This is a genomic window from Saprospiraceae bacterium, from assembly GCA_016712145.1.
Taxonomy (GTDB): Bacteria; Bacteroidota; Bacteroidia; order Chitinophagales; family Saprospiraceae; genus Vicinibacter.
Genome location: JADJRO010000001.1, coordinates 873,587 through 893,851, shown reverse-complemented (window position 1 = coordinate 893,851; position 20,265 = coordinate 873,587). Strand labels below are relative to the sequence as shown.

17 protein-coding genes and 2 tRNA genes are annotated in these 20,265 nt (G+C 36.2%); 7 read left to right on the top strand and 12 right to left on the bottom strand.

Annotated features, from left to right (window positions below):
* Nucleotides 1-252: 252 nt before the first annotated feature.
* A complete protein-coding gene (locus IPK91_03905; protein MBK8296420.1) occupies nucleotides 253-2,148 on the bottom strand; it encodes a hypothetical protein in 1,896 nt (631 codons plus the stop codon).
* Between the two features lie 129 nt (nucleotides 2,149-2,277).
* Between IPK91_03905 and IPK91_03900 the strand changes: the two genes are divergently transcribed.
* Nucleotides 2,278-2,349 (top strand) — tRNA-Arg (locus IPK91_03900).
* Nucleotides 2,350-2,572: 223 nt separating this feature from the next.
* Entirely contained in the window at nucleotides 2,573-2,875 is a 303-nt protein-coding gene (locus tag IPK91_03895; protein MBK8296419.1) for a DUF983 domain-containing protein, read from the top strand.
* A gap of 79 nt (nucleotides 2,876-2,954) precedes the next feature.
* On the opposite strand, the gene IPK91_03890 is transcribed toward IPK91_03895, so the two are convergent.
* The 5 genes from IPK91_03890 to IPK91_03870 all read right to left on the bottom strand — a co-directional run bounded on the left by IPK91_03890 (nucleotide 2,955) and on the right by IPK91_03870 (nucleotide 8,595).
* Complete coding sequence (locus IPK91_03890; protein MBK8296418.1) at nucleotides 2,955-4,658, bottom strand: DUF2207 domain-containing protein; 1,704 nt, start codon at nucleotides 4,656-4,658, stop codon at nucleotides 2,955-2,957.
* Between the two features lie 15 nt (nucleotides 4,659-4,673).
* A complete protein-coding gene (locus IPK91_03885; GenBank protein ID MBK8296417.1) occupies nucleotides 4,674-5,219 on the bottom strand; it encodes a LemA family protein in 546 nt (181 codons plus the stop codon).
* A gap of 76 nt (nucleotides 5,220-5,295) precedes the next feature.
* Complete coding sequence (locus IPK91_03880; protein ID MBK8296416.1) at nucleotides 5,296-7,596, bottom strand: TonB-dependent receptor; 2,301 nt, start codon at nucleotides 7,594-7,596, stop codon at nucleotides 5,296-5,298.
* Entirely contained in the window at nucleotides 7,593-8,159 is a 567-nt protein-coding gene (locus tag IPK91_03875) for a type 1 periplasmic binding fold superfamily protein (protein MBK8296415.1), read from the bottom strand. The genes IPK91_03880 and IPK91_03875 overlap by 4 nt, the downstream gene beginning before the upstream one ends.
* Before the next feature lie 76 nt (nucleotides 8,160-8,235).
* On the bottom strand, nucleotides 8,236-8,595 hold the full coding sequence (locus IPK91_03870; protein ID MBK8296414.1) for a hypothetical protein: 360 nt from the start codon (nucleotides 8,593-8,595) through the stop codon (nucleotides 8,236-8,238).
* Between the two features lie 273 nt (nucleotides 8,596-8,868).
* Here IPK91_03870 and IPK91_03865 point away from each other — a divergent pair, with 273 nt between their 5' ends.
* Nucleotides 8,869-11,079 (top strand): T9SS type A sorting domain-containing protein, encoded by a 2,211-nt coding sequence (locus tag IPK91_03865; GenBank protein ID MBK8296413.1) that lies wholly within the window; start codon nucleotides 8,869-8,871, stop codon nucleotides 11,077-11,079.
* A 378-nt stretch (nucleotides 11,080-11,457) separates the two neighbouring features.
* On the opposite strand, the gene IPK91_03860 is transcribed toward IPK91_03865, so the two are convergent.
* From IPK91_03860 to IPK91_03850, 3 genes are all read right to left on the bottom strand, one after another.
* Nucleotides 11,458-11,640, bottom strand: a complete 183-nt coding sequence (locus tag IPK91_03860) for a type II toxin-antitoxin system RelE/ParE family toxin (GenBank protein MBK8296412.1) — start codon at nucleotides 11,638-11,640, stop codon at nucleotides 11,458-11,460.
* Between the two features lie 53 nt (nucleotides 11,641-11,693).
* Nucleotides 11,694-11,846, bottom strand: a complete 153-nt coding sequence (locus IPK91_03855) for a hypothetical protein (GenBank protein MBK8296411.1) — start codon at nucleotides 11,844-11,846, stop codon at nucleotides 11,694-11,696.
* An 89-nt stretch (nucleotides 11,847-11,935) separates the two neighbouring features.
* Nucleotides 11,936-13,711, bottom strand: a complete 1,776-nt coding sequence (locus IPK91_03850; GenBank protein ID MBK8296410.1) for an OmpA family protein — start codon at nucleotides 13,709-13,711, stop codon at nucleotides 11,936-11,938.
* Between the two features lie 271 nt (nucleotides 13,712-13,982).
* Here IPK91_03850 and IPK91_03845 point away from each other — a divergent pair, with 271 nt between their 5' ends.
* Nucleotides 13,983-15,515, top strand: a complete 1,533-nt coding sequence (locus tag IPK91_03845) for an amino acid permease (GenBank protein ID MBK8296409.1) — start codon at nucleotides 13,983-13,985, stop codon at nucleotides 15,513-15,515.
* Between the two features lie 116 nt (nucleotides 15,516-15,631).
* On the opposite strand, the gene IPK91_03840 is transcribed toward IPK91_03845, so the two are convergent.
* Together IPK91_03840 and IPK91_03835 are read right to left on the bottom strand one after the other, a co-directional pair.
* Entirely contained in the window at nucleotides 15,632-16,144 is a 513-nt protein-coding gene (locus IPK91_03840; GenBank protein ID MBK8296408.1) for a GNAT family N-acetyltransferase, read from the bottom strand.
* Nucleotides 16,145-16,182: 38 nt separating this feature from the next.
* Entirely contained in the window at nucleotides 16,183-17,619 is a 1,437-nt protein-coding gene (locus tag IPK91_03835) for an amino acid permease (protein MBK8296407.1), read from the bottom strand.
* A gap of 301 nt (nucleotides 17,620-17,920) precedes the next feature.
* Here IPK91_03835 and IPK91_03830 point away from each other — a divergent pair, with 301 nt between their 5' ends.
* Both IPK91_03830 and IPK91_03825 read left to right on the top strand, forming a co-directional pair.
* A complete protein-coding gene (locus tag IPK91_03830) occupies nucleotides 17,921-18,613 on the top strand; it encodes a MotA/TolQ/ExbB proton channel family protein (GenBank protein MBK8296406.1) in 693 nt (230 codons plus the stop codon).
* 18 nt (nucleotides 18,614-18,631) lie between these two features.
* Nucleotides 18,632-19,033, top strand: a complete 402-nt coding sequence (locus tag IPK91_03825; protein MBK8296405.1) for a biopolymer transporter ExbD — start codon at nucleotides 18,632-18,634, stop codon at nucleotides 19,031-19,033.
* Between the two features lie 597 nt (nucleotides 19,034-19,630).
* Here IPK91_03825 and IPK91_03820 read toward each other — a convergent pair.
* Nucleotides 19,631-19,704, bottom strand: a tRNA-Ala gene (locus IPK91_03820).
* A gap of 120 nt (nucleotides 19,705-19,824) precedes the next feature.
* On the opposite strand from IPK91_03820, the gene IPK91_03815 reads away from it, so the two are divergent.
* Nucleotides 19,825-20,205: a LysM peptidoglycan-binding domain-containing protein gene (locus tag IPK91_03815; GenBank protein MBK8296404.1), complete on the top strand. Its 381-nt coding sequence runs from the start codon at nucleotides 19,825-19,827 to the stop codon at nucleotides 20,203-20,205.
* The last annotated feature ends 60 nt before the right edge of the window (nucleotides 20,206-20,265 follow it).

Sequence of the window (20,265 nt, the reverse complement as noted above, 5' to 3'; positions counted from 1 at the left end):
GCGAATTAATGTGCAAAAAATCATAGCTACAGCTTCCAAAATAACGTGATTTTGGTCAGTATTTCTGTCTGGGTTATAGAATTTTCGTTTAGTTGACTGCTGATCTGAATTCAAGAATTTAAAATTTGAATTGTACTTGAATTTTCACATCCTGCGTTTTAGAAATTCCATTTTCTTTATCTTGTAATTGCTTAAACTGCCCGCTCCATCGGCATTCTAGCATAATCGGGCCTGTAATTCGCCATCGAACATTTAGGTAAATCGAATAGCCTTTTCCAGAGTATCTAAATTATAGACACCGGAAACATCATTTTGAAATGAATAGATTCGATTTGCATATGCTGGAATGTTGTAAACTGCATAGCGGATGTTTCCGGATATTTTGGATTCAATATTTTTATATAAAAAGTCTGTGCTAATCAAAAATCCGGTACCAGATTCCATGTTAATTTCACTTTTTCGAAGTTCAATCCGACTTCGCCAGCTGAGATCGGTGCTTGTTTTCATCTCAATGTTAACACGCATTTGAAAGTTATTGAGCCCGGTCAGTTCATCTTGCTTGTTACTTGAATGAATGCTATTTTGTTCTTGAAATCCTGATTGGAGAAGTACATATGCACTCCATTTTTTTCGCTCACTGCATGAAATCCGAAGGACGTACTGGCTTTGATTCGTGCGATGGCTTTCCTGGTATCGAAGCCATGGATATGCTGTAAAATGGGCATTTCCTGTTATATTCCATCGAACATTAAGTCTAATTGACCAGCTGATTTGTAATGATTTTTCATTGAAGCTCATGCCGCTGCTGCTATTGGTGTTGCTATAATATTGAAAGTTGCCTCGATCAAAGTGGTGATAATGAATTCGAACTTCCATGTTCTTTGATGGACTGATTACCATGGACTCCATCCATGCTTTTTGATTGTGTTGATCCATCACGATCTCACCATATAGACTCATGTTTTTGAACAAATAGCTGTGATCGATAGATGCTTGCAAGTTCTGATTCCTTGTACTAAGAAAGCTGCGGTCCAATCGCTTTTGATCATCCCATAGGTATTGCTGATTGCTAATAAGCCCATTAAAACCAATCTTGAAGGACTTGATTTTTGAAATTAGGCTCATTCCCTTTAATTCAAATTGAGCGCTGTTTTTGGATTCCAATTCATTCGAATCTCTATGATAGGACGTGGTTAGAATTGAACTGATTAGATAATTGGTGTCGTTCTTGGTTGGATCCATCCTAATTGAAAGCTTTGCATCCTGCCTCACAGAGGAATAATATAATAGCGCATAGGTATTGAGATTTATTTGCATATTCATCCCGATTCCCCTTAACATATCAGATTCTCGGATCGATTGATACGGTTTCAATAATCCGGTACGCTTGATCCCTGAAGCCAATGCATCGCCACTTTCTATACTGAAGCTATTATCTACTAAAAGGCCTTGTCCAATACAAATCTGATAATCTCCAAGGATAATTTTTTTTAATCGCGGAGTCAGCTGCTCAATTTCAATATATGCAGAAGTGTAATCAAACCCTTTAGTTCCTCTTTTTTGAATCCAGACTTCGCCCGCATCTTTTTCGAAAGTGAGCGCCATAGCATATCGACCCGGGACTGCAGATTTATATCTGCAGTAAAATTTATCCGGACTTCCCAGATATGCAGCATTGTTTGTTGAATCAGTTGCATCAAAGCTGCGTCCCCACCTGAATATCAGTTTATGAGTATCTTTTCTGCCAATTATTTTTAGTAATTTTTTAGGTTTTAATGAATCCCTTAGAATAAGATAAGGCAAACTATTTTTAAGAATGTTCAAGGGCAATCCATCAATCGTTTGCAATTCATATACAGATTTTAGAGGTCTGTGGACTTTTAAATACGCTATGATTAATTCCGCATGATATTTTTCAAAAAGAGGAAACGAAAGGATGCTTTCGAAATTGGTATGATTTAAATCAAGGGGATGTTTTAGATACGCTTCTATGTTTTTTTCAAAAGACCGGTCGTTTAGTTTCTCAATTTGTTCGGTTTGGCTGCCTTCAAATACTTCGAAAGCTTCGGTTTCTAAGCTTTGTGAAAAACAAATCGAATGCATGAGCATACTGAAATACAAATTCCAGAGAAATAGGATGTTCTTCATAGGATGTACAATTTTTTAGGTCATCATAGTTAGTTAATTTATAATTAATAGGCTTAATATTTGGAATTGTATTTATCGAATGCCGGTAAAATTTGATTGAAGACCGGGATATGTTTAACTTTGCGCTTTGGCCCTGTAGTTCAACGGATAGAATAGAAGATTCCGGTTCTTCAGGTTGAGGTTCGATTCCTCACAGGGTCACAAAGAGTGTTTATTTGATTATTAGGCCTGAAACTATGCAATCAGAGTCCATTTAATAATATTCATGAGGCCTCCAGCTTGAAGCCACGTATTATTTAATTAGCTACTTCACAGTATACTGTTTAAAAAATTTAATTCCTTGAGGTCAAAACTTAGATCAATATTTAATTTAACCTGTCCTGCATGTAGGAAAGGGATGCTGTTTCCAAACAAAAGTTATTTTTTGGATTATAGCTTTAAAATGCATGAAAAATGTCCTGTTTGCAAAGAGTCTTTTAACAGAGAGCCCGGATTTTATTACGGAGCCATGTTTATTTCATATATCTTCTCTGGCTTTTTTAGTTTGCTTTTTGCAGGGATGCTCATCCTTGTTTTCAAATTGGATTGGCAGCTAAGCTTGTTTATACTTTGTTTAGTGCTGATTGGCAGCTTTGTATTCTGGTTTAAGTTCTCTCGTTCTATCTGGATTCATTTTTTTGTGGATTATAAAGGGAGTCCAGAATCAAATGACGAACCGCTTAGATAAATTGATAACGGATAATTGGTTTGTTTTGAAAATCATTTAGCATAACAAGAAGCATAACTCAATCCTGTGCCAGAATTCATTACCAACTGCTGCCACCTCCACCTCCAAATCCACCTCCTGAAAATGAACCTCCTCCTCCTGAGGAAGATCCACTGGATGATGGTTGACTGGACATAACGGATCGCATTTCACTTAATGATGAAGACATCGTTTCAGAAAAATTCGACATATTCCAAACACCGGATGAATTGTAGAAGGGCACATTTGAGGAATACCAGGTCGGGGCTTGCATTTGGATTCCATTAAATTTGTCACACCATTCATCAACACAATTAAATGCAATGGCATAAGGGAGGGTTTTATCAAAATACGATGGGTCTTCTTTTATTAAAAATTCAAGTTTGGATTTTTCAGCCAGCTTTATAAATTTTTTAAAACCTTTGATTTCCTTAAATTCTTCATCTCCTTTTTGGGATCGCTTTAACAGGATAAAGGCTATAAGTATCAGTACTAAGGCTAGTAGTATAGTAAATCCAAGAAAAACAAACCGTCCCGCAAAAAAACAGAATACAGCATTCAAAATTGCGGCGAGGATTATTGACCATATGGCAGTCCAATAAATACTCACAGATTTTCGTGTGAAATAATCAGAATTTAATACGGAGTCCTTAATGGACTGAAGTGTATTTTGAAGGGTAACGTAAAAACTGTCTTTTAGGCTTTCTAATGTAACACGATCCCTGCTTGCAAAGAGTCCTTCAAAAAACATTCTCTGGTGTGGAGCTGCATTTGCAGGAAGTGGTTTTAATTTTATAAATGTAATCTGATCTTCTTCAAAGAATCCTTTCTTTTTTAGGTGTTCAATCTTTAAATAACCCAAGGATCCAAAATACGGAATCAAGGACAGTGCATCTCGTTTATCAGAACGGATATCAATGGCATATCCAGCCAATGCAGAATCCATATCTTTTGGTGGCATATAAGCTACCATATCAGCTAATTTGGTATCTCGTCCATGTTTCCACCAGGCATAGAAAAAACTAACCAACATCATCAAGGGTAGCAATACGTATTTAAAATGGTAGAACCACAAACTTGTTTTGGAATAGGTTTGAATGATTCCTTCCGGCATACGGATTGCAACTGTCATTGCTTTTCCGTTGCCTAGTGTTTCAGTGCTATACCCTTCAAAGACTCCATTATTGTAATTAATAACTCCGGCTTGCTCCCTGGCACCATAGGTTCCTGTTCTGATTTCGTAATCAGATGAAGTCAAATTTATTCCTTTAGGAATTTCAATTTTAAAATCAAGCTTTCTGATATCGGTATTCCAATGATCCCCGATCAGATTCCAATACAGCTCCGTTTTTCCATTGCCATGCAATAAACCATTCCAGATTTTATAGTGAATCTTGTAAATTTGTTCGCCTTCTACATATTTATCTGCATCTCCAATTTTAATACGGATTCCGGTTCCCATCCGTTGAACTTCAAAATTGTGTTGTTCTACGCGAATGTTTTCAATAAATAATTCATGTGGAAATAATTGATCCAGCCATTCACCGGAAGTCCTGGTATCAACTTTGTACTTTAAAGGTTTGTCTACTAAAAGGCCATGCCGGGGTTCAGTAAATTGGGCCTGAATGGTTTCAGTAATATCCAGGCTGCCGTCTTTTAAAACCTTTATTTCAACCCGATAGTTTGGGATGTAATAGAATTCCTGAGCATATGCATTTACAAAAGATAATAATACAATTAATACATATAAGGGGATATAACGCATGAATACTAGAGCTGATTAAAATTGAACATTCACATTTTGACGACTTTGTTCATCTGATTCGAAGAAGTCAAATGTATGAAAGCCAAAACTACTCGCAAACAATACCCCTGGAAAACCCTCCACTTTATTATTGTTTTCACGTACAGTGGCATTGTAATAGCGGCGTGCATTTTCAAGATTCGATTCAATTTCATTCAATTTATCCTGTAACTGTAAAAAGTTGGTGTTGGCTTTTAAGTCTGGATAATTTTCTGCTAATGCAAAAACCTGCCGCAGACTTGCGGTTAATGTATGGTCCGCTGCAATTTGTCCATTGATATCTCCTTTAGGGACATTCATTGCGGCATTACGTGCTGCAATCACTTTTTCAAGCGTCCCAGATTCATGGGCCGCGTATCCTTTTACGGTATTCACCAAATTAGGAATTAAGTCAAAACGTCTTTTTAATGCAACATCAATATTGCTCCAGGAGTCCATGACGGCATTTTTTGCGCTTACCAATCCGTTATAGATAAAAACGGCAAGAAGTGCTATGGCAACTACGATAATTAAATAAATCATTGATTAGTTTTTTATTTATTTTAAATATAAATGGAATTAGCTCTTTAAAAGTTCCAAATATCAACTAATTCTGAAATTAAAAATTCATTTTAAGGTTAAAATTTAAGCTAATGCCCTCTTCATCAGCAAAATAACGAAGGCGATTGAGGTAATCCCTGTATGAAGTATTCAACAAGTTTTCAACCAAAAACTGCAATTTGAAATTCTTTGAAAATGCTTTGAACTCAGTTTCAATTGCAGGATTTAAAAGAAAGTAAGCATTTGGAGGTGCTAAAAGTTCTTGATTGTTTTCGGAGGCATTTGATTTAAATACTTGCTTAGCCCTTAAGGAGATTTTGACATTCTTGCATTTCCACAAAGTATTCATTTGGTAACTTAACGAAGCGCTTAAACTATTAGGTGGCATAGAAACTAAGTGATTGTTTTGATTTAAATCTCTGCCTTTCAAAATGGCTGCCTGAGCAATCAATTGCCAGTTTGTAGCAAATTCGTATCGTGTTAAAAAATCCATTCCGGAAATTAGGGCATCAGTTTGTTTATAAATAAATAATGGGAATGCACCCCGAATGGTCAATCGGAGTTCCTTTTGAGGCTCCAGAAATATAAAGTCATTTATATATTGAAAATAACTGCTCCATTCTAAATTGAAATGCTCTGTAATATTTATGGATTGAGTTAAAATTCCTTTGAATGCGTTTTCAGATCTTAAATTTCTGTTGCCTTCTTCAATGCCAGCAACAGCCTGATGCAATCCAAAGCTAAATCGTTCATTGATTTCTGGGGACCGTTTTGTATATCCGGCATTAAAACGTATTTCCCAAGCGTCAACGATAGTTCGGCGAATTCCAATAGCAGATGACACATTGTGAAAGGAAGCGGATTCTTTTAGGAGGGTCCTTGGTAAACTTAACGAATAAGGATGGACTTGTTGATGAATTAAATCATATCGTGCACCCAGTTCAACAATGTTATTTGCCCACGGATGTTTCCAATTCATAAAAACTGCACCATTGTATAACTGATAATCTGGGATTAATGGCAAAATTCCAGTTCCTGCTTGATTTTGGTTTGTGTTGAATTTTGTTTGTAAACCATAATAAAGGACATCATGTTCTAATTGTAATCGTTGTTTGATGTCCAAAGTATAAGATTGCAATACAAGATCCAATGCAGGGATATCGGATCTTGATCCGCGTCTTACATCATATTCCCTTCTATGATTGATTTGGCTTGCGGCTTGTATTTCAAGAAGTTTATTTGAATCATTGTGCTGATAATTCCATTTTAATAAGTGATGTTCAATTTTTTGTCTTGGTGATTCGAGTGAATAACTGAAATGGTCCTTGGTAAAGAAGGGAGTATCAGCATGAATAGCAGATTCAAGATCGGTTAAATTTCCGATGTGAGATCCTCTTAAAATTCCTGGTGCTGAATAAAAGAAACTGTAGTAAAGTTTATGCTGTTTATACGATTGTATTTTCCTGATCCACTCCAGCGAACTGCCTACTTCCCGATTTCCGGTATTGCTTAGGAAGTAATTTGGGCTTGAATGATCCCCATTAATTTTTAATGACCCGGTGTATCTCCAGTCAAAATGTTTTCGGGCTTGATCAATTCGAATCCCACTGTACATTCCGCGTCCATTCGATTGATAATGCACCAATGCAGTACCATGCACATGTGGATCTTGATCCACCGGTCCGCTTTCGGTAAGTATAATTCCCCCTAAACTATTTCCTCCATACGGTATGGCATCTACACCTTTTATAACTGTGATTTGCTGTGCACTCAGCGGATCAATTTCAGGAGCATGATCGGCACCCCATTGCTGACCAGCCTGTAAAACACCATTATTTAATATGCTCACGCGATTTCCAGTTAATCCATGAATAACCGGCTTTGCAATTCCAGAACCATTTTTTATAGAATATACTCCTGAAATATTTTCAAGCATACTGGATAAGGGCTTGCCACTGTCTTTTAATAACTCATTTGTTTTTAAAGTATTCTGGGTTGTCGACTCATTTCTGTTTCTGTGGTCTTGAATGGTGATGCTTTGCAAATAATAGGCATGATGTTCCATTTCAATGTTTAAAACCTTTGATTCATTCAATTCGACAAACATGGATTTTGTTTCACAACCTATATGGCGAATGGTCAGATGGTATTCACCTGGACAAAGTTTTAGGATTTCATATGCACCAACTGAATCGGTTTCACCATATTGTCCCGTTTCTTCTATGTAAACGGAAGCAAATTCCAAACTTGAGTTATGATGTGGGTCAATAATTTTACCAGACAGACGAAGCGTGCATTCCTGTGTATGACCAAAATCAGAAATCATCCAACTCAATAATAGACTTAGAATAAGTCTCATTCTACAACGATATCAAATGTTAGTTCAATATCAGTTTCTCCACCGGAGTTTGTGATGTCGCCATTTTGAACTCCACTTGCTTTTTTATCTGGTAAATGTTTCAAGTTAATTTTCAAAATACCTGTACCAGGGTTTCCAGTAGCCATGTTTGTTTTTGTACCCACAGGATAGGTGTTCGTATCAAAATCAAGATATGTAAATTGTAAATTTGCCTGACCAGTGGGTGTGTAAAAAAACTGATGTTCAGTGCCTTCTGAAATAATTTCTTCTGTAATGTTTACAATGGGAGCACTGGATTCGTTCAATAATTTCAAGCTTGTCAGATAATTGGTATTGGATTTTAATTTTGGTGAAATAATGACAGGTGGATTTCCGCCATCTCCATCTAAATCTTTAAAACTAAATACGATTGAATCAGAACCATTTTGTGTTTTTAATACGAATTCCAACGTGGTAATGAGTTCTGATTCATTTACCAAAGGGGTGTCTTCTGAACAAGAAACAATGCAAAAGAATATAGTAAAAAGGCAAATGCCTAAAAGATAGTTTAATTGAAGTTTCATATTATTAAATTTTAAATAGTAATTCTGGTAAAACCAGAATCGAATAAATTAAAAAAGGGATAAAGCAATAATGAGGCTAGCTGAATAGGGAAGGAGGCGCTTTGTTCTTTAATCCTATTAAACTGATTAGAGGAAAGGAATCTAATTGGTATGGTTTAATATCAAAGTAGGAGTCAATAGAAAGATATAGAGCTGTTGAAACGATTGAAACATCAAAATGAAGCAGCAAGTCACATAATAAACAATGTGGTTTGGTATTTGAAATGTGTTCTGAGTGTTTGCAGCCATTCAACAAATCGTGATGATTAAGACGAAGATGACAAGGATCCACAATTGTAGAATGATGATCTAAATTGCAATTCCCTGAATTGGGATCATGGCTGTGACTTGATTCAAGAACCAAGACTACAATACTTAGTAAATAGGCGAAAAGCATACTTTTTGCCAGAATTGGCCGTAATGTTCCTTTTATGTGAGTATAGCGTTGCATTAGATCCTGTAGGTAAAATTACTGCTTTTTCTGAATACGATGCAATCCTTATCCAATCACAAGGGCAATTTAACACGTTAAAAACAAGATGGATTCAAAATTGCAATTAAAAAATTAGAAAAAAAAGATTACATATTACAAATATTTATATATTTGTGCTCGATTCTACACACCGCACTTCCCAATTCAGTCTAGATTAGAATTTAAATAATTCAAAATATGAAAGCTACCTGTTTGTGGCTAAGTGCTTGCATTTGGCTGATTGGCAATGGCGTGTTGTACGCAAAATCCAATTTTAATTTTTATTTGGAATGTCCTCCTTCTGTTACTGTCTATTGTTACGATGATGTTAGTAATTTGGATAAGTGGGGAATTGCTTATGTCTGGGAGAATTACAAAAAAAAACCGGCACCTCCTCCAACGAAAGTGGTTTATAATACCAATGCTTGTGGAATTGGAACCATTATTCGTTATTGGGAAGTAGAAGATCCACATTGGGTCATTCAGAAATGCTCTCAAACAATCACAGTTATTGGGGGTACAAATTTCACCTCTGCAGATATTAGCTGGCCCCCGGCTTACACAATTGATGGTTGCAATCCGAGCACCGATCCACGTGTCTTACCATACCCTTACAATTATCCAACCTTTAATAAACTGAAATGTGCGCAACCCATGTATTCTTATAAAGATACCAAGTATACCGTATCCGATGGTTGTATGAAAATACTCAGAGATTGGAAAGTTATAGACTGGTGTCAATATAAACCGAATACCTATCCGACAGTAGGTCAATGGACTTATACACAAGTCATTAAATTAATTGTGAGTGATTCAACTGCAAAACTAATTTGTCCTTTGGACACCATCATTCAATCTACGATGAATTGTAAAGGTGCTTATGTAAAATTAGATTCCGCAAAAGCCATATCAAAATGTGGATTTTTGCTCAGCATAAAAAACAATTCACCGTATTCAAAAAGCAAAGGCCCTGATGCCAGTGGTGATTATCCGCTAGGTACCACGGAATTTTATTATACTGCTGAATATGGTTGCGGTAAAGAGATTAAATGTAAAGTAAGGGTTACTGTTAAGAATAAAATCGGACCTGTCCCATATTGTTTGAATGGATTGATTGTAGCATTAATGCCAGTTGATACCAACAAAGATGGTACGCCGGATGATGGAATGATCGCAGTTTGGGCTAAAGATTTTAATTTAGGATCGTATCATCCGTGCGGATATAAAAAACTCACATTTTCATTTTCAGCAGATACTAGCTTTAAATCCAGAATATTTACGTGTGCAGATTTAGGAAAGAATGAAGTTCAGATGTGGGTTACGGACTCTTTGGGAAATCAATCCTATTGTAAAACCTATTTGGAAGTTCAAAACAACAGTGCGCAAATACCGGATTGTAAACGAAAAGACAGCATCACAACAACGATCACTGTTTCTGGTTTGGTGACAGATGATCAAAATCAGAATCTAAGCGATGTAAAAACCGTTCTAAAAATGAAGTCTGGTTATAAAATTATACCAAGCTTGATTCCTGTTATTAAAACCTGGTATGATACCATTGTTCGTCCAAGCGGATTGAAATTATACATCCGACATACAGACACTACTTATATTACGAAGTATGATACCATTAGCAGTCAATGGTCTAAAGAATTATTTTCGGCTTCAAATGGAACCTATAAATTTGGAGATTTAATAAAGGGCCAGGATTATTATTTAAGCCTTAACAAAAGAGAATTCGCGTATAAAGGTATTGACATCAATGACCTGATTGTACTGTTAAAGCATATTTCAGGTTCACAGCCTATAGTAAATACGTACAAATTAGTAGCTGCGGATATCAATAGCGACGGTGCAATCAATCAAATAGATTTCGACCTTTTGTATGATGTGGTATCAGGAGCAGTACCGTATGAAAGTTTACCATTTCATTGGCGTTTTGTGAGAAAGGCATTTGTATTTACAAATCCATTAAATCCATTTTTAAATAATTTTGATCAGGCTTTTGAAATTCCGGCAATTGCAAAGTCATTGCTTAATGTCGATTACATGGCGATCCGGGTAGGGGAGTTGGATGGTATAACAAAAGGAGTTATTAATATTCAATTACAAGATAGAAATGCTAGGCCAGAAAATAGTTTAAATGCATTTCAAGTGGTAAACCTATTTCCAAATCCGTTCCAGGATCAACCGGTTAATTTTCAATTAGAATTGATGCGACCTGCAACTTTAACTGTAAGTTGGTATAATGTGGCAGGAAAATTGATAGTACAAAATGTCTGCTCTTTCGACAAAGGCCTCCAGTTTTGGGAGCAAGATTTAAAAATTGCCCATGCATCAGGAATTTTAATTTATAAAATAACTGATGGCCAACAAGTAAAATATGGAAAGCTCAGTCATTCAGAATAAGAAGACAAAGTATTTAAACTACGTTCACACGGTCGGATCTTACAAGGCAGGATCCGACCTTTTTTTTTAAAATTTTGTATTCGGATTATAAGCCAACAATTTAAGAAGTTGAAAGGAGCTTATATCTGAATAGTATAAACGTTTCGTCGTTAAATGACATTATTAGCCTAAATAAGAAATAATTTTTTCATTACTTGAATAAATTAAAGAGAATGAATAAAGTACTTGGCATTATAGCGTTTATTCTGTGATAGCTCTCGTGCTTTACGTTAAATTAGAGTTTAAGCATTCTAGCTGAGTGATGGATAGTCAAAACATCAATTTCAATTGTTGAAAATATCTTATAGATGATCCTATAGTTTACCATAATTAATTCTCTTATTGAAGGGGCATTATATTCGGGAAAAGTCTTCCAATGTAAATGGGGTCTTTAATAATTCTTGCTTTGTTGCGAATTCGTTTTACTTGAATTTTAGCATATTTAACTGAATCTTCTGAAATGAATTCTGCGATGGAGTCTAAGTCGTTAAGGGACCTGGGAGTCCAATTTAAACGAACCATTTTGGAAGGTGTTTTTCCAATTCTTCATCTGGGACTACATTTCTTGATTCAGACTATCTTAAGCCTTCTTCAATTTTATCCATTAGCATTATGTGGTCTAATATTTCATCTAAAGAAATATCATCAGGAAGGACTTGAAAGGTTTCAATCAGTTTTTGTCTTTTTATTGTCATCCCATTCTTTTTTGCTAAGGTAATAATAACCATGAATTTACAAATGTTTTGAATGTGAGCAATCAAGTCGATTGTCTGATCATTTTAAGATTCATCTTGTCCCCATGTAATCAGCAATTAATCTATTTCATAGAGATTATTTTTAATTCAACGCGTTGATTTTTAAGTCGGCCTGCAGCTGTTTCATTGCTCGCAATAGGTACCCGCTTTCCATATCCTTTAAATTGAACTTGTTCGACTAAAATGCCTTTTTCTCGCAAGTATTCAGCAACATTTTGTGCTCGTGCAGTACTAAGGCGATCACAATATTCATGCGGCGGAATGCTGTTGGTATGACCACCAATTTCTACCACTACATCATTGTTTTTAGATAAGAATTCATAAATTTCATCCAGTACCGCATAAGATTCCGGATTGATTACGGAAGAGTCAGCGGTGAAGAATAATTGATTGATTTGTAATGTTTGGCCTACTGATATTTTTTTACGATCTAAATCTGCGATCACTTTAGGTTGGTCTATCACAATGCTTCCTATGATAACGCAATTGTTTTGGTCGATAACTTTTATGGTGTTCTTTCCTGCTGGCAAATTTGAATTGCTCAAGGTTGTCTTTCCATTAGACCAAAGCACTTTGTAAGGTGCGGTGCCTCCGGTAATTTGAATGCTAGCTTTTCCATCCTTTCGATTCAATTCACTAACCCCGGATTTACTCAACGTAGAAATTTGAATGGCTTCCGGTTCTTTTATTTGAATATTGGCAACATATTCTTCTCCTTCCGCATCATTAACTGTGATTTGATAATTTCCAGCACCAAGACTATCATTTTTAGAACCTTTAAGTTCTGGTATATTCCAATTATACGAATAAGGAGATTTGCCTCCTTTGGCTATTACAATAATCTCAGCAGTTTTAGCTCCTTGGCATTTAATTTCACCTTTACTATAAGCAATGACATTGAATTTTTCTTCTTCTCCGTCCAGCATATCGATTCGAAACAATCCGCGATCTGCCGTACCAACCCATAAATCATCGTTTTTATCACAAGCCAATGAAAGCGTTTGTGATGAAACAAAACCATAATCTTCATCAATTTGCAAAGCGATTTCTTTATATGGATCAAACTGAACCAATATCTCAGAAGCCACATAAATTCTCCCTTTACTGTCAGATACCAATGCTCGCACGGGTCCTTTACTTAATCCTCTTTTTACGGCTCCATCTTGCCAACGCTCTCTTCCATCTTCAGTATAGACCAACCACATTTTATCTTCAGAGAGTAACCAAACACCTTCTGTGGTTGAAATGGCGCCCGTAAAGTGGTGTTGTTTTTCATAGACATCCCAATCTTTGTTTTCAATCTTTGCAATTCCTGCATCCGTGCCAATCCACAATCGATTGTAAGGGTCTGCGTACATGCTATTTATTGTATTGTTTGGAAGCTTGGAATTTTTAATCGTGTAGTGATTTAAAACTTTATCTTGATCGTCTGAAATTTTGAAGACCCCTTGTTCGGTGCCTACCCAAAGATCGCCTTTATAATAAGCCATACATCGAATTTCAGCTTTGCTTTGTTCTAAAATGATATTTTGAAGATGATCGGTCGTTTGTACTTGTTGTGAGCGATTTCCAAACCATATTTTAGCTCTTTTGTCTTCTGCCAGTCCGGTAATAGAGTCTTTTTCAATTAGTTCAGGATCTAAATCCATAGAAATCATTTTATAAAGTCCTTTATCAGTCCCGAGCCACTTGTAATTTTGTTTATCAATAAGGATGCATCGCACAGCCTCATCATGATTCAATTTTTGGTAATTTTCTACCAAGGCTTTTGGATCTGACTGAGCAAATAGCTTGGTTCCTAAAAAAAGTATTAGAAATAAATAAATGATTTGTTTCATTGGTGCAAGATATTGAAATTAGGCCGATTGGTTTATAAACGAACTGCTTGCACTTTTTAGTTTAAGCCTGGCTATCGACTCATTTGGTTTTAAGCGGTATTGAAAAACAATCAATTCTATCTTTTATGGGCGTTTTTGATTTTTTACTTAAAGAAGATCCATTCATTAATCACTTGTAAACCAGTACTTTTGAACAATTTGATTTTGAAAAATGGTCAAATTCCCCGCAAAGTATAAATATGTATTATTTTTAGCCAAAATATTCAACAAAATGAACAATCTCTTTAAGCTAAAACCAATTAATGATTTAATCAAGGAGGCTGAGGATCCGTCAAAAGGACTCAAGCGAACCCTTACTTCGACCAATTTAATCAGTCTGGGTATTGGGGCCATCATAGGCACTGGTATATTTGTTCTTACTGGTACTGCAGCGGCAACCCATGCAGGTCCTGCATTGGTATTAGCTTTTATTTTGTCAGGAGTTGGGTGTGCATTTGCTGGACTTTGTTATGCAGAATACGCGGCAATGATTCCAATTTCCGGAAGTGCTTATACCTATTCATATGCTACACTGGGGGAATTCATAGCCTGGATTATTGGTTGGGATTTGATATTAGAATATCTTTTTGGTGCTTCAACCGTTGCTGTTGGTTGGTCAGGTTATTTTCAAAGTATTCTGAAGGATTTTGGAATTTATCTCCCTCCGGAAATAACGGCATCCACAGGGACTAAATTGATTAATGTACCAAATGAAGGTTGGCAAAACTGGACAACTACTTTGACCGAACGCATGGCAGCGGCAAATGTAGATATCAATACCTTGCAATCAACAACGGCTCTTTTTAATTTCCCAGCAGTTCTTATTATAGGAATCTTAACTACTTTATTGGTAATTGGTATCCGTGAATCAGCAAATTTTAATAACATCATTGTACTGGTAAAGCTTGTTGTTATTGTTTTGTTTATTGTTTTCGGATTTCAATACATATCTACAGATAATTGGGTTCCATTTATTCCTGAACGAGTTATAGACGCCAGTGGACATGGACATTTTGGATGGTTTGGAATTGTGAGTGCTGCTGGAGTAATCTTTTTTGCTTACATCGGTTTTGATGCAGTTTCTACCTTGGCTCAAGAAGCAAAAAATCCGCAAAAAGATATGCCTAAAGGGATTCTAGGCTCTTTGGTAGTTTGTACAATCTTATACATTCTAGTTGCGCTGGTCATGACAGGAATTGTAAATTATAAGGAATTAAATGTACCTGCTCCGATTGCATTAGCTATTGATAAAACAGGGGACGCACTAAGTTGGTTAAGATTTCCTGTTAAGTTAGGAGCAATTGCAGGATTGAGTTCAGTAATACTTGTCATGTTAATGGGCCAGCCCAGAGTATTTTTTAGTATGGCAAAAGACGGTTTGCTTCCAGCAAGTTTTGCAAAGGTGCATCCGAAATTTAAAACACCTTATATCACAACGATACTTACCGGAGTTGTTGCTGCTTTTTTTGCAGGAATATTGCCAATAAATATTTTGGGTGAGTTGGTTTCAATTGGAACCTTATTTGCATTTGTCATTGTTTGCATTGGTATTATTGTATTGCGCAAATCAAGACCGGATATTCCTAGGCCTTTCAAAACACCCTGGGTTCCTCTTGTGCCTATTTTAGGTGCGGCTATCTGTTTTTTACAAATGCTTGGACTCCCTATGGACACGTGGTTGCGACTCATCGTATGGATGGCAATCGGATTGGCTATTTATTTCTTATACGGAATAAAGCACAGTAAAATTCAAAATACAAAATAACTTTTCATTAGAACAATTCGCTTCATGCGAATTGTTCTATATTTTTTGAACACGAATTCTTTAACGAGCTGATTTGCCTTATTGAAGATTTTAATAATTCCATTTAGTGAATCAGACTACAAATTATATCGCATCAATAAATCTGTTTGCGGATCAGTTCCCATTAGAAATGGATGGGAGCTAAATAGTTTAAATCCAAATCGTTCATAAAAACGGATGGCTGATTTGTTTTGATCCCAAACGCCTAACCATATATATCGTATGGTTGGATTTTGAAGAGCCTGATTGCAAATATGGTTTAACATCAGGAGGCCATATTGTTTATTTTGATGTTCTTTGCAAACGTAAATGCGTTCGATTTCAATTGAATTTGGATCGTTAATATCTGTTTGCTTTGGACTTAAATTGGTTTTATAATATGCGATTGGTTCATTTCTATGTAATAGGAACACAAATTCAGATTGAGAGAGTTCTAATTCATATTTAAGTTGCATGGGCGAAAAAGCCCTTTCCATATACTGCGTTATATCTACAGGATTATTTAGATCATAAAAAGCATCTCGAAATGTTTGTACGGATATCGTACACAACATTTCAAGATCATCTACATGAGCTTTTTTAAATTCCAAAACCGTTAAATTTGATAAAGCAAGAATGTTTATTCCTATTAAATAGTTTTAGCTGTTTTACTCCAATAAAAATAAACTGGGATTCCTAAGGCAACAATGATTAATCCAGGAAATGAATACATTGGTTTTTCAATTAATAAATTTATACAAAACAAACCAGCCAGAATAATGTACAAAGCAGGTACAAAGGGATACCCCCAAGCTTTATAAGGCCGATTCAATTCAGGACGTTCCTTCCGTAGTTTAAATAAGCCAACGATCGCAATAATGGCAAAAAACATCACAGCAAACATTACATAATCTAACAGGTTGCCATATTTTCCTGAGAGGCATAATACAGATGCCCATGCAAATTGGATCCATAATGCATTGCCAGGAACGCCATATTTATTATTGTTTCTCATTTTCTTGAAAAACAGTCCATCCAGAGCCATCGCTTGGTAAACACGTGCACTTGAAAAAATGATGCTGTTGTTGCAACCAAAGGTTGAAACCATAATTAAAATTGCCATAATAATGGTAGCGGTTTGGCCAAACATAAGGGATGCAGCGGCAGTACCAACGCGGTTGTCTGCAGCGAATTGAATCCCTCTTGAATACGCATCTGTGCCATCTGGGCTTCCATAAAATGGTAATAAAAACAAATAGGCTAAATTTGCAAATACATAAAGCGTGACCACAATCAATACACCCCAAAACAAACTTTTTGGTAGATTTTTTTCTGGAGATTCCATCTCGCCGGCTATAAATGTCACATTATTCCAAGCATCACAAGAAAACAAAGAACCTACCAAGGCAACACCAATAGCTGAAACCAAAGTCATTCCTCCTAAACTGGTGAGGGTATAATTGCCATCTGTCATTACATAGGATGGATTTAATGACCAAAATTGATCCCAATTTGATTGCCAAACTTCCCAATTTCCAAAAACAAAAATTCCAAGCATAATTAATCCAAATAAGGCAAGAAGTTTAGCGAATGTAAACAAGCGTAAAATGAATTTTCCGTATTCTAGTCCTCGGCTATTTAGAAATGTAAGCAATCCAATCACTGCAATTCCCAGGACTTGGGTAGACTTAATGCTGAAGAAATTTAAATCAAGAATTACATGATCCTCATTAAAAATGGGAACTAATTCACCAAAATAGGATGCAAATGCAACGGCGACTGCAGCAATGGTTCCGCATTGCACAACAAGAAAAACAGTCCAGCCGTATAGAAAACCGGTCAAGGGATTAAAGGCTTCTTTTAGAAATACATATGGTCCGCCAGCTTTTGGAAACATAGAAGCCAACTCACCCAAGCTCAAGGCTCCAAGAATCGTAATGATTCCTGCCAGGATCCAAATCATAAGCAACCAACCAGGTCCGCCAACGGTACGTGCCATGTCTGCACTCACCCTAAATATCCCGGACCCTATCATTGATCCGCTCACGATGAGGATGGCATCCAATAAGCTCAGCTTATATTTCATTGCATTTAATTTGGCTTAAATATAAAGGATTCTTTGATCTATTAGACCTATCCCAAAAGACTCGTTGTAATACTGGTTAAACTTATGAAACAGTTCATGTAAAAAAATGTGTGAAGTTCGTGAAGTAACGATAATGTCCTTTCCAGAAATAATTTGGATGCCAATCTTATGGAACACATTATTTCAAAATTATATATAAAAAACGTACATTTGTGCCCGAACTTGAGGAAAAACGATAATATATTTAATTTTTATACGATTCTTAAGGGTTTTTACGATTAATAAGATAAGACAGTAAGTTATGTTTCTAACAAGTATTATGATGGTGGCAAAAGCCGCTGAAACCGGCGCTGAAACAATTGCCAAACAGAGTATAATTGACATTATTTTATCAAGCGGTCCGTTGGGGGTAGGAATTATTTCAATCCAGGTCTTGCTTTCTTTTATTGCGATGTATGTTTTTGTAGAGCGCTACCTAACATTTAAATCCCTGGCCCGAGAAGACGAACGGGTAATGCAAAACTTAAGAGGCAATATTGGAAGTGGTAATATTCAAACCATACAAACAATTTGTGCCAATAGCGAGACTCCTTTAGCCAGAATGGTTGAAAAAGGGCTTTCCCGTTTAGGGCGTCCCATGCCAGAAATTGAATCAGCAATTGAAAATGTGGGTCGCGTTGAAACATTCAGACTTGAGAAAAAAGTAACCTACCTTTCATTAATAGCTCGTATTGCACCAATGTTTGGGTTCTTAGGTACCATTATGGGGGTAATCAAAATATTTAATGATATTTCTCTAACAGACAATCTTTCCATAGTATGTATTTCAGGTGGTTTATATCAAAAGATGTTGACATCTGCAGGTGGATTGTTGGTAGGTATCATCGCTTTTCTAGGATATTATTTTTTGACCATGATGTTGGATGAGTTAGTAAATAAACTTGAAAAACGGTCCATTGAATTTATGGATATTCTACATGCTCCAGTTAAATAATATAAATCCCAATAAGGTATGAATATTCGTGGAAGAAGGAGGGAAACAGCAGAGTTGAGTGTGGAGTCTTTGAATGACATCATGTTTTTCTTGTTGTTATTTTTCTTGATTGTCTCAACCCTGGCAAATCCAAATGTCATAAAATTGATGCTGCCTTCTTCAAAGGCTACAGAGCAAACGACTACAAAACCTGTCTCCATTTCAGTTACGCCGGATAAACGATATTATATTGAAAACAAGGAGATTGCATACAATCAAATTCAATCTACCCTCAAAACATATATGGCAAAAGCACCGGACCTTACCTGCGTAATCCGAATTGATCAAGGCATGCCTGTTCAAGATCTAGTCGATGTTTTGCAAATAGGAGTAAACCTAAAATTGAAAATGGTTCTTGCTTTAAATAAGACTGATAATTAAAGCATATTTCAATTTACAAGTCTTTGTCTTCGGATTTTTTTGTAAGCCATCATTTCTTAATCCTTCGTAGACTATTCTTTAATAGTTAACTGGTTTCAAGCTCTAATTCGTTGAAAGAATTATCAAGAACCCCAATCACATTGGGTTTCTAACTGACAATTCCTTGCAAATTTTTAAAACCTGATTTTACTGGTGTAAATGAAGTTTTAAAAAATTTGTATAACGAAGTATAAGGGGTTTTTAGGACTTGCTTTAGTCCCGATGAAAGCGGGAGAACCCCTGACCCTGGCGCTTTTGGCGCCATGCACTAGCCAACTTTATAATAAAATAAATAATGGAATTTTTAAAATGTAGGGTGGAGATAAGGGGAGTCCATGTCCCGATGAAAGCGGGAGAACCCTGACCCTGGCGCTTTTGGCGCCATGCACTAGCCAACTTTATAATAAAATAAATAATGGAATTTTTAAAATGTAGGGTGGAGATAAGGGGAGTCCATGTCCCGATGAAAGCGGGAGAACCCCTGACCCTGGCGCTTTTGGCGCCATGCACTAGCCAACTTTATAATAAAATAAATAATGGAATTTTTAAAATGTAGGGTGGAGATAAGGGGACTCGAACCCCTGACCCCTTGCATGCCATGCAAGTGCTCTAGCCAACTGAGCTACATCCCCAATTCGAGTTGCAAATATAACTTTCCTGCAATTTATTCACTGTTTTGGGAACCTTATAGGGCTTATTTTTATTGTATTTATTGATTGTCTATAATTTTTTAACTATAAATCAATTTTAATATGAGTTTACAAGACAAATACCGCGAAGTTTTAAACCTCGGTGAGGAATTAGGAATCCAGAGCGGTAATGTAGTAGAAGAAGCAGGAGTGCTTAAAGTATGGGGTACAGCCCAAACACAGTACGAAAAAGATCAACTTTGGGATAAAATAAAGGAAATTGGAGGCACCAATCCAAGTGATATTATTGCAGATGTCAGCGTTGCCAATACCGAATACTATACCAAGCATACTGTTAAATCAGGCGAATCTCTGAGTAAAATAGCCAAGCATTATTATAAAGATGCGAGTGCTTATAATAAAATCTTTAGAGCCAATACGGATCAATTGAAAAATCCAGACTTAATTCAGCCTGGACAAGTGCTTGTTATTCCGAACCCATAGTCAACTAATACAGCTAAATTATTAAGGCTGCCCAAAAGGCGGCCTTTTTTTGTGGCACAA

Excerpts from the sequence above, each read along its gene's own strand:
- IPK91_03825 (MBK8296405.1), top strand. The coding sequence starts at position 18,632 with ATGAATATTCGTGGAAGAAGGAGGGAAACAGCAGAGTTGAGTGTGGAG.
- IPK91_03905 (MBK8296420.1), bottom strand. The coding sequence starts at position 2,148 with ATGAAGAACATCCTATTTCTCTGGAATTTGTATTTCAGTATGCTCATG.
- IPK91_03890 (MBK8296418.1), bottom strand. The coding sequence starts at position 4,658 with ATGCGTTATATCCCCTTATATGTATTAATTGTATTATTATCTTTTGTA.
- IPK91_03850 (MBK8296410.1), bottom strand. The coding sequence starts at position 13,711 with ATGAAACAAATCATTTATTTATTTCTAATACTTTTTTTAGGAACCAAG.
- IPK91_03855 (MBK8296411.1), bottom strand. The coding sequence starts at position 11,846 with ATGGTTATTATTACCTTAGCAAAAAAGAATGGGATGACAATAAAAAGA.
- IPK91_03880 (MBK8296416.1), bottom strand. The coding sequence starts at position 7,596 with ATGAGACTTATTCTAAGTCTATTATTGAGTTGGATGATTTCTGATTTT.
- IPK91_03815 (MBK8296404.1), top strand. The coding sequence starts at position 19,825 with ATGAGTTTACAAGACAAATACCGCGAAGTTTTAAACCTCGGTGAGGAA.
- IPK91_03870 (MBK8296414.1), bottom strand. The coding sequence starts at position 8,595 with ATGCTTTTCGCCTATTTACTAAGTATTGTAGTCTTGGTTCTTGAATCA.
- IPK91_03845 (MBK8296409.1), top strand. The coding sequence starts at position 13,983 with ATGAACAATCTCTTTAAGCTAAAACCAATTAATGATTTAATCAAGGAG.
- IPK91_03885 (MBK8296417.1), bottom strand. The coding sequence starts at position 5,219 with ATGATTTATTTAATTATCGTAGTTGCCATAGCACTTCTTGCCGTTTTT.
- IPK91_03860 (MBK8296412.1), bottom strand. The coding sequence starts at position 11,640 with ATGGTTCGTTTAAATTGGACTCCCAGGTCCCTTAACGACTTAGACTCC.
- IPK91_03835 (MBK8296407.1), bottom strand. The coding sequence starts at position 17,619 with ATGAAATATAAGCTGAGCTTATTGGATGCCATCCTCATCGTGAGCGGA.
- IPK91_03875 (MBK8296415.1), bottom strand. The coding sequence starts at position 8,159 with ATGAAACTTCAATTAAACTATCTTTTAGGCATTTGCCTTTTTACTATA.
- IPK91_03865 (MBK8296413.1), top strand. The coding sequence starts at position 8,869 with ATGAAAGCTACCTGTTTGTGGCTAAGTGCTTGCATTTGGCTGATTGGC.
- IPK91_03830 (MBK8296406.1), top strand. The coding sequence starts at position 17,921 with ATGTTTCTAACAAGTATTATGATGGTGGCAAAAGCCGCTGAAACCGGC.